A 13377-nucleotide genomic window follows, 5' to 3' on the forward strand; every position below is an offset into this window, starting at 1 on the left:
TGCATCTAGCTTCTTAGGCACACAAAACTCAATGTATTGCTGTTCGACATTTCTCGATTAAAAACATACCCTGCTTCATTGAAGTTTTGTATATCATCAAGAGTATCGATCTGATTTTGCATCAAAAATCTCGCCATCATTCCTCGTGCCCTTTTAGCAAAAAGACCTATCATTTTGATGTCATTTCCCTTTTTTTCATAGAAGTTAACAGTAATTATTGGACATTTAATTTTTTTACCATTAACCGCCTTAAAATATTCACTGGATGCAAGATTAATCAGAGCAGGTGTTTGGTGATGTGCAATTAAGCGATTTAAAGTATGGGCGAGCGTATCATCCCAGTATGCGTATAAATTTTTTCCCTCAGGGTTACTCAAAGAGACCCCCATTTCTAAACGATAGGGTTGAATCCTATCTAAAGGCCTTAATAGACCATACAGTCCAGATAATATTCCAAGATGTTCTTGAGCATAGCTTACGTCTTTAGAGCTCCAGGATGCAGCTTGTAAACCTTGATATACATCACCTTGAAACAGATAGAGTGAAGGGTACGTTAGCTCTTCAGTGACGTGTTTAAGATGAAATTGTTGATATCGCTTATAATTAAGTTGCGCCAGATCCTTTGAAAGATTCATTAAATGAGCAATTTCGTCGACTGTTTTTTCTTTCATAATCTGGGCTAATCGATTAGCCTCAGTAAGTAAAATAGGATCCGTTGTGTCATGAGCAAATGGAGTCTTAAAATCTAATAATTTTTTAGCCGGTGATAACAAAGTCAACATGAACGATTAGCCTAATAAGGTTATTTCTTTTTCCCCATACCAACGCGAGGACGATGCATAAAAATTTGAATGGTTTTACTCGTTTTAATCACAGCCCCACTTGGAGTTACAATTTGTACACCAATTGAATGAGAGCCGCGGTATACTCCATTTAACTGGAACACTAAATTCGACTGAGGATCACCCATGGGTGCACCGTCAAAGATAACTTGTACCATATCTCCAGCACTTAACTCGGGATTAACTTCTACAGCAACAACAATATATCCTTGGTTATTTCGAATCGTAGCTTCATTTTCAGGCTGGATAATGGATAAGGTTGTGTATTTCTCTTCATCAGTCGGCTGTTCTTCTTTTTTTTGATTTTCTGTAGTTCCTTCCTCAGGTGTTTTAGGAGGGGTATAGGTTTGTGTTTCAGGTAGTTTAATTTTTTCAGCACCCTCATGAGGCTTATCTGTAAAATGCACAATACCCTGGCTATCTATCCATTTATAGATTTGTGAGTAGGTTAAATTAATACAAATCATTAAACAAATGAATAGAGCCAGTTTTTTCATCAGTTCAGACCTAATTAGAGACTATAATAAAGTTCAAATTCATAAGGATGAGTTAAACTTCTTATCTTTGTTATTTCCTCTTCCTTCATGCTAAGGTAATTGTTAATAAAATCACGGCTAAATACATCACCTTGCAACAAGAATTCACAATCGGCTCTTAGATGATCCATAGCCATCTCCAATGAAGAGCACACAGTAGGTACATCAACCAACTCTTCTGGAGGTAAATCATACAAATCCTTATCCATCGGTTGGCCAGGATGAATTTTCTTTTGAATTCCATCAAGACCGGCCATCATCATCGCTGCAAAAGCCAAATAAGGATTAGCTGTAGGATCTGGGAATCGCACTTCTATTCTACGCGCCTTCGGGTTACTCACGTGAGGAATACGAATTGCAGCTGAACGATTACGCGCTGAATAAGCTAATAACACTGGCGCTTCGAATCCTGGTACTAAACGCTTGTAACTATTCGTTGAAGGGTTAGTAAAGGCATTGAGTGCTCTAGCATGCTTAATAATTCCACCTATATAATACAATGCGGTTTCAGATAATCCTGCGTATTGATCACCAGAGAATAAGTTGACTCCATCTTTAGTCAGAGATTGGTGGCAATGCATACCACTACCATTATCACCTACCAATGGTTTTGGCATAAAGGTAGCTGTTTTTCCATAATTGTGGGCTACATTATGAACAACGTACTTTAATATTTGTATCTCATCTGCTTTTAATGTTAACGAGTTAAAACGAGTGGCTACTTCACATTGGTTGGCAGTTGCTACCTCATGATGATGAGCCTCTACAACCGTACCTAAAGACTCTAAAGTTAGACATATTGCTGAACGAATATCATGAGAAGAATCCACCGGAGGAACGGGGAAATACCCACCTTTTAAAGGAGGTCTATGCCCAATATTTCCTCCTTCCATCTCTTTCCCAGAATTCCAATGAGCTTCTTCAGAATCAATTTTATAAAATGATCCGCTGATGTTTGTTTCCCACTGCACATTATCAAAAATGAAAAACTCTGGCTCTGGACCAACATTAAAGCCATCCGCTATCCCTGTCGACTTTAGATAATTTTCTGCTCGTTGAGCCAATGATCGCGGACAACGATCGTAGCCCATCATCGTTTGAGGGTCTACTACGTTACAACGTATAAACAATGTACTGTCCTGAAAAAATGGATCCATTTGAATTGAATTCATATCAGGTTTCAAAGCCAAATCAGATTGATGTATTTTTTGCCATCCTTTGAAAGAAGATCCATCTATCATCTTACCATTCTCGATGAAATCATCATCAACTGCAGAAACAGGAATAGTGATGTGTTGTTCTTTACCACGAATATCTGTGAATCTTAAATCCACAAATTTGGCATCAAACTCTTTGATAGCGTCAAGCAGTGCGTTTTTTGTCATCTTTCGTTCTCCAGGATAGTCCGCGTATAGTTTACCCTAAGTGACTTATGAAACCCAATAGATTACACTCTATAGTTTTAACTTTATTAAAATAATATGGGTGCATATCAATATCAAGCCTTAAAGGTCAATGGTAATGCCACCAAAGGTGTTCTTGAGGCAGACTCTGAGCGTCATGCAAGGCAGTTACTACGTGAACAAGGACTTATCCCTACTCAGGTACAAACACTTTCCCAACAAAAATCCGTTAGTACAAAAGGTAAAATTTCTCAAAGCGACCTATCTCTTCTCACTAGACAATTAGCTACCTTGCTTGCTGCTGGGATTCCCGTAGAAGAGTCATTAAAAGGCGTGAGTGAACAAACTGAGAAAGACAAAGTCAGAGAATTAATGATAGGCATAAGAGCAAAGGTCTTAGAGGGATATGGATTAGCTCAAGCCATGGACCAGTATCCAAACGCATTTCCAGAGTTATACAGAGCAACTGTAGCCTCAGGAGAGCAAACCGGTAGATTGGATTTGGTTCTAGAAAAACTCGCTGACTACACTGAAAAACAGCAACAAACACGTCAGAAAGTACAGCAGGCATTAATATACCCAATATTAATGATTTTGGTGTCGATTGGTATTATTAGTTTTTTGTTAACTTTTGTTGTCCCCAAGATTATTGAAGTATTTACAGGCAGTGGACAAACCTTACCGGCAATGACTGAAATTTTAATTAAACTAAGCCAGTTTATTAAATTCTATGGTTTATATGCACTAATAGGAATCATAATCGCTGTAGCTGGATTTAAAAGAAGCCTTAACAACATAAAAATCAAAACCATTTGGCATCGCATTATTTTAAAGCTCCCTATTGTTTCCTACCTAGTAAGAACAATCAACGTCGCACGCTATATCCATACCTTTGGAATTTTATTTGCTGCGGGTGTTAGTGTGCTAGAAACTATGCGTGTATCCGCAAGTCTTGTTACAAATGTGATCATGCGGCAAGCCTTTGATACAGCCACTGTAAGAGTGAGAGAAGGAGGGGGAATTAGTGAAGCTTTAAAGGAGTCTAAGTTCATCAGTCCTATGGCAATCCATCTTATAGCTAGTGGTGAAAAAAGTGGTCAGCTGTCTGAAATGATGGAAAGAGCAGCTAATCATCTCGATAATGAAGTTAATCGAATTATTGATACGTCATTAACACTTCTAGAACCTTTGGTCATTTTAGTGATGGGTGCTGTGGTCTTGTTCATTGTGTTAGCCACGTTGCTCCCAATCTTTTCTATGGAGCAATTGGTGGTCTAGGTATGGTATACTTGACTGTTTTGATTTTTAAGGTAACAAAATGAATCGACAAAAAGGTTTTTCTCTGATTGAAATTATGGTGGTTGTTGTTATTTTAGGTATTTTAGCATCCATTGTTGTGCCCAAAATAATGGGCCGACCCGATGAAGCTCGTAAAGTAAAAGCGAAACAAGACGTACTTGCCATTCAAAACGCTCTGGATTTATACAAGCTTGACAATGGTAGTTATCCTACAACCGATCAGGGATTAATGGCCTTGGTTGAAAAACCTAGCTCTAATCCAATCCCCACCAATTGGAAACAATACCTCAAATCTTTACCTAAAGATCCTTGGGGAAGAGAATACCTCTATTTAAACCCTGGACAACATACTGACGTGGATGTATTTACCTATGGCGCTGAAGGCCAACCTGGGGGAACTGGAATTAATGCAGAAATTGGAAATTGGGATGACCCCTCATAAAGGGTTCACCTTAATTGAAATACTCATTGTTATAGTTATTATAGGCATTACCATCGGTTTTGCCTTAGTTGCTTTTGGTGATTTTGGCGAAAGTAAACGCATTCGCTTTGCTGCAGAACAATTACTTAATACCATCAAGCTTTCGCAACAAAAAGCAATCCTAGAATCAAGCACCTTAGGATTAAAGTTAGATAAATCCAGCTACCAAATTTTAAAATTTGTAAATAACAAAGAGTGGAAGCCCATATCCAATCAAGGAATCTTTAAAATTCATTACCTTCCCAGTCATACTGTGTTACATTTAAAAAAAAATGGAAACAGTGAGCATAATTCCCCAGATATTATTCTTATGCCTTCTGGTGATATGACGCTTTTTACCCTAGACTTTGGCAGCAATAGTGAACAATCAATAACACGAATTATTGGTAGCTCTAATGGCGATCTAGAACTTAACTCAGCGCGATCCGAATGATTAATCCAATGAAAACCAACGGATTTACCCTTATTGAAGTCCTATTAGCCTTGGCTATTATTGCAATAGCCCTTACAGCACTCTTGAAAGCAACTTCTCAAGATGTAGAAAATACCTCTCGCATAAAAGAAAAGACCATAAGCCATTGGATAGCTGAACAAGGCGTTAATATGATTCAATTAGGTTTAATGCAGCCCAACCAAAGCCAAGAATCAACTCAAGCAACAACCATGTTGGGAGAAAAATGGTTTTGGCGTGCAGCAGTTCACTCAACCCCGATCAAACGATTACAAAGAATCGTTATTTCTGTTAGTCAAAATCAGTCTGGCCCTTTTAGAGAAGAATTAATCGCGTTTAGGTACATATCATGAGATGGCCTAAAGGATTTACCCTCATCGAGATACTCATCGCTCTTACTGTCTTTGCTATCCTAGCAACAATTACTTCCTCGGTCCTATTTAACACATTTACCACTCGCAACCGAGTCAATGAACAAGCCGAGCGTCTAAATGAGTTACAGCTTGCGATGAGTATCATTCGACAAGATACTTTACAAACTGTAGAGCGAGCCATTAGGGGAAATGAAATGCGTCTTTTTCCTGTGTTCGTAGGGCAGGATCACTATCTTGAATTAACTAGAGATGGCTTAGTGAACCCTAATGGTATAGAAAAACGAAGTTCACTTAAACGTATTGCCCTCGTGTGCCAAGAAGGGAAACTACTCAGAAGAACATGGAGAACGCTTGATCCAATAGATCGAAATATCTATGAAGATAAAGTACTCATCAGCAATTTGAACAATTGCTATTTCAATTACTTAAACCACACCTTACAGACTCTTTCTGAATGGCGTGAACAAGCGGTCACGCAAAATCAGAAAAAGGAGCCCCTTCCAAAAGCTATACAGCTTAATATCATTCTAAAAGATTGGGGTGAGCTCAATATGCTCTTCATTATTCCTGGGGCATTGTATGTGTACGAATAATAAGCACCATGGAAGTGCCCTACTCACCGCATTGTTCATTATGACTTTAGTAGCAATTGTTGCTACAGCCATGACAACACGACTGCAGCTGGATATTTATCGTACTAGGATGATTGTGAATCAAGATAAATTGTATTTTGCATCACAAGCCGTTACTTTTTGGGCAATAAATGATTTATACGATAAAAATAATCACTATTTTAGGTCATATAAAGAGGGCTTAGTTGCCGAATTTCCAAGAGAATTAGCTAAATTGGATAACAGTGTTCAATTGGGGGGGGGAATCTATGACCTACAAGCTCGATTTAATATCAATAATCTAATCGAAAAGAAAAATCTCTCGGTGTTCATGAATCTTATGCACCAACTAAATACCCAAGCTACTAGTTTAGAGCGTGTAAATATTGCATTAGGAGTAAAACATTGGCTACTGGATTACAGACCAGGACAAGGAGAAGACAATTACACGTCTTATTACTTAAGCCTAAAGCCTCCCTATTATCCAGCACATCAAACACTGAAAAGTAGTTCTGAACTTCGTTTGCTCAAAGACGTTGATCAATCCATGTACTTGAATTTAGAACCCTTTATAACAGCATTACCGGAATCAACCAGTGTAAATATCAATACTGCACCCACACCAGTAATAATGGCATTAGGAGACGGGCTTAGTGAAAGCCAAGCCAATGAATTAATTCAAGCACGTGGATCACAAGGAATTTCAGATATAAAATCCATTTCCGAGTTATTAAAAAAAATGAATCTACCTAGTGATCAAATTACGATTGAAAGCCAATACTTCCTTTGTTTAGCTTACGCTAAAACAGAAGATTTTGATTTGGTTGTTTACAGTTTATTAAAGAGAACTCGAGATAAAAAAGGTAAGCTATCTGTAAAAGTAATTAGAGAGAGTTTAAATAGCTTTTAATGCCAATATCTTTGATTACAGTTCGTGGATCTGAGATTACTCTTCATAATCCCCTTTACTTTCTAATGGCCCCATCTCTTTGATCATTTTTTCAGCCTCTGCCTTTTCACTGGGACTTAATTTCGCTTCCACTGACTTGAGTTGTTTAACAGCCTCTTCGTTTTTATTGTCTGCCGCAATTTTAAGCCAAGCATAAGCTTTAACCATGCTTTGAGTTACACCTAAACCTGCCATGTACATATAGGCTAATTTAGCTTGTCCCACAGCATTTCCTTGTTCTGCGGCTTTCCCAAACCAGTAAGCAGCTTGTTGATAGTCCTTATTTGTACCCAATCCCGTAAGCAGTAATTGCCCAACCTGCGCCTGAGCTTCAGGCTGACCCTTTTCTGCCGCTGATTGATACCAATAGAACGCTTTTTGTGGGTCAGAATCTACTCCATAGCCCTTTAAATAATAATAAGCCAAATAGGTTTGTGCGTTAACATGACCTTGGTTAGCCGCCTGAGAAAACCAATAGAAAGCGGCCTTATCATCAATAGCAACCCCACCTTCTTGACCGGTGTATAATAATCCTAAACTGTACTCTCCTTTATCATCACCTTGTTCAGCGGCTTTTCGATACCATTCCATGGCCTTCGCGACATCTTTAGGTGTACCTTTACCCGTCATGTATTGATAACCTAAATTGACTTGAGCTTTACTATAACCCTGCTCAGCAGCCTTTTTAAACCAAGTAAATGCATTTTCCTCGTTCTGAGCAACACCATCACCTGATGCATACATTAAACCTATGTTTCTTTGTGCAATTGCATTTCCTTGCATGGCTGCCTTCATGTACCAATTAAATGCTTCGGAGAAGTCTTGTTTGACTCCCTTTCCTGTATCGTACAAATATCCGATGCTTAATTGTGATAATGCATTATTTTTTTCAGCCGATTTTAAATACCAATTTCGAGCTTCTTCAAAATTGATAGGAACACCATACCCATATTGATACATGCGTGCCAGCAAGTACATCGCATCATCATTTCCATCTTTAGCTGCCTGCATTAAATGAGGATATGCAGTAGTGTAATCGCCATTTTCATAGGCTGTAAAACCAATTAATTCATCAGCAAACACAGTACCACTAAGTGTCAATAACAGTGCGAAGAGAAAACGTCGCATACTTGCTCCAATTTCGTCCCTCTTTATTTAAGATTAGAATAAAGAAATAACAATTCAAGTAAACGACAAACAAAGTTGCTTGAATATATTAACAAATTAAAACTTAATTGGAGCACAAACCTGTAAAAACTACAGCGCTTCAAATACTGCAGCAGCGCCCATACCAGTACCTATGCACATAGTCACTATACCATAACGACCTTTAGTCCTTTTTAAGCCATGAAGTAGTGTAGCTGTTCTAATGGTGCCAGTAGCTCCTAGCGGATGTCCTAATGCGATTGCCCCTCCAAGAGGATTTACCTTCTCCTTAGGCAAATTCAATTCTTTTATTACTGCCAAAGCTTGCGCTGCAAACGCTTCATTGAGCTCGATCCAATCTATTTGATCTAAAGTGAGGCCAGCGCGCTTTAAAGCAATTGGAATCGCTTTGATCGGGCCTATGCCCATAACTTCAGGTGGTACACCAGCTACAGCAAAACTCAGCAAACGTCCCATCGGTTCAATATTATACTGCTTTAGTGCTTTCTCACTAGCCAGAAGTGCAATGCCCGCACCATCACTTGTTTGTGAGCTGTTGCCAGCCGTGACTGAACCTTTGAGAGAAAATACAGGTCTTAATCGTGCAAGAGCCTCAAGTGAGGTATCAAGTCTTGGGCCTTCGTCTTTCGAAATTAGTTTTTTCTTCTTTTCAACGGTATTGGTTTCTAAATCAGCAATTCGAGTAGTCACTTCAATAGGGCTAATTTCTGCATCAAAATCTAAGCGCTCCTGAGCGGCTAGAGCCTTTTTATGACTTGAAAGAGCAAACTCATCTTGTTGTTCACGTGTGATTTCCCAGCGCTTAGCAACAATTTCTGCTGTAATTCCCATACCATAAGCGATAGCTACATCTTCGTCATTAAAAATTCTAGGGTTAGATGTGTATTTATTGCCTCCTAAGGGAACCATAGACATACTCTCAACTCCACCACCTAAAGCCAGATGGATATCTCCGTTGCGTATTGAAGCAGCCGCTGTTGCTATACTTTGCACACCCGAAGAACAAAAACGATTGATCGTCATTGCAGGAACAGAATTAGGCAATCCAGCTAATAGCGATGAAATTCTTGCAACATTCATACCTTGCTCAGCTTCAGGCATAGCACAACCAATGACTACATCGCCAATCTCTTGCCAATCGATAGTCTGATTCCTATTCATTAGTGATTTGATGGCATGTGCTAATAAATCATCGGGAAGCGTATGTTTAAAAACCCCTTTGGGTGCCTTACCTACTGGAGTACGCAATACATCCACAATATATACGTCAGTCATCTCTCATTCTCCTAGATTAATTGCGCAATGGCTTGCCAGTTTCTAATAAGTATTGAATCCTAGCTTGGGTGAGTGGGGTTTCTGCTAGTTTAACAAATGCTTCACGCTCTAATTTCAATAGCCATTGTTCATCCACCAACGTCCCTTGATTGACATCACCACCACAAATCACGTTTGCTAACTCCGTCGCAATCAAATAATCATGTTTTGAAATAAAGCCACCTTCCAACCAATTCACTAACCCGGCCTGTAATCGAGCTCTCCCCTCTATCCCGGCAACTTTAATGGGATTTTGTAAGGGAGGAAGATAGTTCGCTGCCTGAATGAATTTAATTTTTTCCATACTGATATAAAGTACCTCATCTGCATTCATGACAATATTTGCATTGGGTTTCAAGTAACTCATTAATTTTGCTTCATTCGCACTTGAGGCCACTTTGGCTGTTGCTATCTGTTGAAACAATGGCGCGATAAAGGTCATTAGTTCGGCTTGCAGTGATTGATTGTTTGCCCGCAGTGCCATCTCCTTGGTACCGCCACCCGCAGGTATCACACCTACACCCACCTCGACTAGACCTGGATAAGACTCAAAGGCCGCAACAACATGGTCACAATGCATCATAAGCTCACAACCCCCACCCAATGCGCGACCTCTCAATGCCGCTATAGTCGGGATGGTGCTGTATTTCAAGCGCATAGCAATATTCTGAAACTGAGTAACCATTTTATCCAATGCGGTAAACTGGCTCTTTGCTATAAGCTCGGATACCCCTCTCAAATCAGCACCGGAGCTAAAATTACCAGCATCGCTTTGATAAACAATGAGTCCCTGGCTCTGTTTTTCGGCAATACTAATAGCCTCTTCAAGCCCGTCTAAAACGGCTTGACCGATGGTGTTAGCTTTGCTTTTAAAACTAACAACAGCAACATCGTCTTTAAGATGGCATAAACGCACACCTTCATTTTCATAGATCACTGTTGTTGGGTACTGCGCTTCTCTTAAGACCCTATCTGGGAAAAATTGGCGTTTATAAACAGGTAAATGACTCCGAGCCTGGTATTGATTCTGATGAGGAGAATAAGCTCCTTCTTCTGAATAAAAATGATTAATTTGCATCAGCCATGTGGGTAGCTTAGCTCGACTTAAACTGGTATTTGCTTGAATTGATGATTCAATAAAATCAACCATGGTTCTTATTTCAGCGAGCTGCCAAGTCTCAAATGGTCCTTGCTCCCATCCAAAACCCCAACGTATTGCTAAATCGACATCACGAACATTCTCTGCAATCTCTTCTAAATGATAAGCACAATAGTGAAACAAATCTCTAAAACAAGCCGCTAAAAATTTTGCCTGCTTATTTGTTGAGGCAATTAGGCCCTTCATTCTTGCAACTGGATCTCTTAATTGCAAAATGTCCAGTAATTCTTTAGAGATCTCAGATTTTGAAGTTCGATAATTGTTGGTCTGTAAATCATAGACTTCTATGACATTACCCTTTTTACGATAAATACCCTGCCCTGTTTTTTGACCCAAATGGCCGGACTGAATTAAGCCTGTTAACCATCCTGGTAGGTTAAAAGTAGGATGCCAAGGATCATGAGCTAGTTGAGATTGCATGGTATGGATAACATGCTGCATGGTATCCAGTCCAACTACATCCATTGTACGAAAAGTAGCTGATTTTGGTCGACCTAATAGAGGGCCAGTTAATGCATCCACTTCATCAATGCCCATATCCATAGACATGGTATGATGTAAGATAGTGAGTAAAGAAAATACTCCAATGCGGTTGGCTATAAAGTTAGGAGTGTCTTTTGCTCTAATTACACCTTTTCCTAAATAACGGGTTAACCATGACTCTAGATGATCAAGTAAAGCTGTAGAGGTTGTATTAGCAGGTATTAGTTCAGCCAAATGCATGTATCTTGGAGGATTAAAAAAGTGTACACCACAAAACCTCTCACGATGCTCATTAGGTAATACATCGCACAAAGTATTGATACTTAATCCTGAGGTATTGCTCACTAAAATAGTATGCTTAGTCAGGAAAGGAGTAATCCGCTTGTATAAATCCTCCTTCCAATCCATTCTTTCAGCAATCGCTTCAATAATTAAATCACAAGAAGAGAGTTCACTCAGGTTTTCGTCATAGTTTCTAGCTTTTAATAATGCTGAAGATTGTTCAGACGCTAAAGGAGCTGGTTTAAGCTTGTTTAAATTTGCTATTGCTTTATCAACAATTTGGTTTTTAGGTCCCTCTTTCCCAGCTAAATCATACAACAAGGTGTCTATGCCTGCATTGAGACAATGAGCAGCTATTTGTGCTCCCATTACCCCTGCTCCTAATACTGCAACTTTTTTGATGACAAAAGGCTCCTGCATTATTATACCCTCTTGTTAATTTAAGACATTGGATTGATTGTTCAAAAGAATTAATGAGCCAAACTTAACTTGGCTCATACATCCATTAAGATAGATTAAACCGTATACCTTGAGCTAACGGTAATTCATCCCCCCAGTTGATGGTATTAGTTTGTCGCCGCATGTAGGCCTTCCAAGAGTCTGATCCAGATTCTCGTCCCCCACCAGTTTCCTTTTCACCACCAAATGCGCCACCGATTTCAGCACCAGAGGTACCAATATTAACATTAGCAATTCCACAATCACTTCCGCAAGCACTTAAAAACAATTCAGCACTTTTTAAGTTTTGAGTAAATAAGGCAGAAGATAATCCTTGTGGAACACCATTGTTTAATTGGATAGCCTCATCCACAGAACGATAAGTCATCACATATAAAATAGGTGCGAATGTTTCTTCTTGAACGATGGCCCAGTCATTTTTTACATCACAAACCAAAGTGGGTTGAACAAATGACCCGGGTTGATTTAAGACCTCACCACCATAAACAATTTGTCCACCAGCTTCACGTATTCGACTAATGGCTTTTTTAAATTGTTCAACAGCTTGTTGGTCTATCAATGGTCCCATTAAATTTCTTGTGTCTAGTGGATCACCAATAGTGATTTGTTCATAAGCATGTTGAAGTCTTTTAACAACATCTTGATATTTAGATTCATGAACAAATAATCGGCGAGTTGTGGTGCAACGTTGACCCGCGGTTCCAACAGCTCCAAATACAATCGCCGGAATTGCCAAACGTAGGTCCGCTGACTCGTCAAGAACAATGGCATTGTTACCGCCCAGTTCTAATATACTTTTACCAAGCCTAGCAGCAACTTTAGAGGCAACCTGTTTTCCAACAGCAGTCGATCCTGTAAATGAAATTAATTGTATCCTAGTATCATTAACCATCGCTTCTGCAACATCATGGTCATGTGGGATAATCAAACCGAAAATTTCAGGGCAATTGTTTTGTTTTAATACTTCGTTACAAATATGCTGAACAGCTACAGCACACAATGGAGTTTTAGCCGAGGGCTTCCATAAGGTAATGTTTCCACAAATTGCGGATAGAAAAGCATTCCAAGCCCAAACTGCTACAGGAAAGTTGAAAGCGGAAATGACTCCCACTATCCCATAGGGATGCCATTGTTCATACATTCTATGATTTGGTCTTTCTGAATGCATAGAGTTACCATAAAGCATTCGAGACTGACCCACAGCGAAGTCTGCTATATCAATCATTTCCTGAACTTCGCCATCACCTTCTTGTTTTGATTTACCCATTTCCAGAGATACAAGGCTTCCAAGTGCATCCTTTTTGTCTCTCAATGCCTGGCCGATTTGTCTTATAATTTCCCCTCGTTTTGGCGCAGGAATTTTTTTCCATTCTTGGGCTGCAAGTTCTGCACGGCGCATAACCTCTTGATAATCACCCATAGTGCATGTTGCAATTTCTGCTAGTTTTTCGCCAGAACTTGGCGAAAATGAACTGAGTGTATGATTATGATTTTCACTATGCCAACCCTGGCCACTGAATGCACCCGGGTTGAGTGATTTGATATGCAATCGAGTTAATAATTCCAT

General features: G+C 39.4%; 13 protein-coding genes. 6 read left to right on the forward strand and 7 right to left on the reverse strand.

Annotation, left to right across the window (positions count from 1 at the left end):
• Nucleotides 1-5: 5 nt before the first annotated feature.
• The 3 genes from yaaA to glnA are packed head-to-tail and all read right to left on the reverse strand — an operon-like array spanning nucleotide 6 to nucleotide 2763.
• Entirely contained in the window at nucleotides 6-782 is a 777-nt protein-coding gene (gene yaaA / locus Lwal_RS04000) for a peroxide stress protein YaaA (protein WP_058479628.1), read from the reverse strand.
• A gap of 20 nt (nucleotides 783-802) precedes the next feature.
• A complete protein-coding gene (locus Lwal_RS04005) occupies nucleotides 803-1339 on the reverse strand; it encodes a DUF4124 domain-containing protein (RefSeq protein WP_058479629.1) in 537 nt (178 codons plus the stop codon).
• 14 nt (nucleotides 1340-1353) lie between these two features.
• Nucleotides 1354-2763: a type I glutamate--ammonia ligase gene (gene glnA / locus Lwal_RS04010; RefSeq protein ID WP_058479630.1), complete on the reverse strand. Its 1410-nt coding sequence runs from the start codon at nucleotides 2761-2763 to the stop codon at nucleotides 1354-1356.
• A gap of 96 nt (nucleotides 2764-2859) precedes the next feature.
• Between glnA and lspF the strand changes: the two genes are divergently transcribed.
• Genes lspF through gspK form a run of 6 tightly spaced genes read left to right on the forward strand, consistent with a single transcriptional unit; the run spans nucleotide 2860 to nucleotide 6907 of the window.
• A complete protein-coding gene (lspF, locus tag Lwal_RS04015) occupies nucleotides 2860-4059 on the forward strand; it encodes a GspF family T2SS innner membrane protein variant LspF (protein ID WP_058479631.1) in 1200 nt (399 codons plus the stop codon).
• 40 nt (nucleotides 4060-4099) lie between these two features.
• Complete coding sequence (gene lspG, locus Lwal_RS04020; protein WP_058479632.1) at nucleotides 4100-4522, forward strand: GspG family T2SS major pseudopilin variant LspG; 423 nt, start codon at nucleotides 4100-4102, stop codon at nucleotides 4520-4522.
• Nucleotides 4509-4994 (forward strand): type II secretion system minor pseudopilin GspH, encoded by a 486-nt coding sequence (gene gspH / locus Lwal_RS04025; RefSeq protein WP_058479633.1) that lies wholly within the window; start codon nucleotides 4509-4511, stop codon nucleotides 4992-4994. Before lspG ends, gspH begins: the two co-directional genes overlap by 14 nt.
• Before the next feature lie 8 nt (nucleotides 4995-5002).
• Nucleotides 5003-5365 carry a GspI family T2SS minor pseudopilin variant LspI gene (gene lspI, locus Lwal_RS04030; RefSeq protein ID WP_269458321.1) on the forward strand — a complete coding sequence of 121 codons (363 nt, stop codon included), beginning with the start codon at nucleotides 5003-5005 and terminating at the stop codon, nucleotides 5363-5365.
• Nucleotides 5362-5979, forward strand: a complete 618-nt coding sequence (gene lspJ / locus Lwal_RS04035) for a GspJ family T2SS minor pseudopilin variant LspJ (RefSeq protein ID WP_058479635.1) — start codon at nucleotides 5362-5364, stop codon at nucleotides 5977-5979. The genes lspI and lspJ overlap by 4 nt, the downstream gene beginning before the upstream one ends.
• Nucleotides 5966-6907, forward strand: coding sequence for a type II secretion system minor pseudopilin GspK (gene gspK, locus Lwal_RS04040; protein WP_058479636.1), 942 nt, complete (start codon nucleotides 5966-5968; stop codon nucleotides 6905-6907). The genes lspJ and gspK overlap by 14 nt, the downstream gene beginning before the upstream one ends.
• Before the next feature lie 36 nt (nucleotides 6908-6943).
• Here gspK and Lwal_RS04045 read toward each other — a convergent pair whose 3' ends face one another.
• The 4 genes from Lwal_RS04045 to amaB all read right to left on the reverse strand — a co-directional run bounded on the left by Lwal_RS04045 (nucleotide 6944) and on the right by amaB (nucleotide 13377).
• Entirely contained in the window at nucleotides 6944-8074 is a 1131-nt protein-coding gene (locus tag Lwal_RS04045; protein WP_058479637.1) for an SEL1-like repeat protein, read from the reverse strand.
• Nucleotides 8075-8203: 129 nt separating this feature from the next.
• A complete protein-coding gene (locus Lwal_RS04050; RefSeq protein WP_058479638.1) occupies nucleotides 8204-9388 on the reverse strand; it encodes an acetyl-CoA C-acyltransferase in 1185 nt (394 codons plus the stop codon).
• 16 nt (nucleotides 9389-9404) lie between these two features.
• Nucleotides 9405-11771 carry a 3-hydroxyacyl-CoA dehydrogenase/enoyl-CoA hydratase family protein gene (locus tag Lwal_RS04055; protein WP_058479639.1) on the reverse strand — a complete coding sequence of 789 codons (2367 nt, stop codon included), beginning with the start codon at nucleotides 11769-11771 and terminating at the stop codon, nucleotides 9405-9407.
• 85 nt (nucleotides 11772-11856) lie between these two features.
• On the reverse strand, nucleotides 11857-13377 hold the full coding sequence (gene amaB, locus Lwal_RS04060; protein WP_058479640.1) for an L-piperidine-6-carboxylate dehydrogenase: 1521 nt from the start codon (nucleotides 13375-13377) through the stop codon (nucleotides 11857-11859).

This window comes from Legionella waltersii (genome assembly GCF_001468085.1).
Taxonomy (GTDB): Bacteria; Pseudomonadota; Gammaproteobacteria; order Legionellales; family Legionellaceae; genus Legionella; species Legionella waltersii.

What these genes read in the sequence shown, in the direction of transcription:
- yaaA (WP_058479628.1), bottom strand. Translation starts at nt 782, where the DNA reads ATGTTGACTTTGTTATCACCGGCTAAAAAATTATTAGATTTTAAGACT.
- Lwal_RS04005 (WP_058479629.1), bottom strand. Translation starts at nt 1,339, where the DNA reads ATGAAAAAACTGGCTCTATTCATTTGTTTAATGATTTGTATTAATTTA.
- glnA (WP_058479630.1), bottom strand. Translation starts at nt 2,763, where the DNA reads ATGACAAAAAACGCACTGCTTGACGCTATCAAAGAGTTTGATGCCAAA.
- lspF (WP_058479631.1), top strand. Translation starts at nt 2,860, where the DNA reads ATGGGTGCATATCAATATCAAGCCTTAAAGGTCAATGGTAATGCCACC.
- lspG (WP_058479632.1), top strand. Translation starts at nt 4,100, where the DNA reads ATGAATCGACAAAAAGGTTTTTCTCTGATTGAAATTATGGTGGTTGTT.
- gspH (WP_058479633.1), top strand. Translation starts at nt 4,509, where the DNA reads ATGACCCCTCATAAAGGGTTCACCTTAATTGAAATACTCATTGTTATA.
- lspI (WP_269458321.1), top strand. Translation starts at nt 5,003, where the DNA reads ATGAAAACCAACGGATTTACCCTTATTGAAGTCCTATTAGCCTTGGCT.
- lspJ (WP_058479635.1), top strand. Translation starts at nt 5,362, where the DNA reads ATGAGATGGCCTAAAGGATTTACCCTCATCGAGATACTCATCGCTCTT.
- gspK (WP_058479636.1), top strand. Translation starts at nt 5,966, where the DNA reads ATGTGTACGAATAATAAGCACCATGGAAGTGCCCTACTCACCGCATTG.
- Lwal_RS04045 (WP_058479637.1), bottom strand. Translation starts at nt 8,074, where the DNA reads ATGCGACGTTTTCTCTTCGCACTGTTATTGACACTTAGTGGTACTGTG.
- Lwal_RS04050 (WP_058479638.1), bottom strand. Translation starts at nt 9,388, where the DNA reads ATGACTGACGTATATATTGTGGATGTATTGCGTACTCCAGTAGGTAAG.
- Lwal_RS04055 (WP_058479639.1), bottom strand. Translation starts at nt 11,771, where the DNA reads ATGCAGGAGCCTTTTGTCATCAAAAAAGTTGCAGTATTAGGAGCAGGG.
- amaB (WP_058479640.1), bottom strand. Translation starts at nt 13,377, where the DNA reads ATGGAATTATTAACTCGATTGCATATCAAATCACTCAACCCGGGTGCA.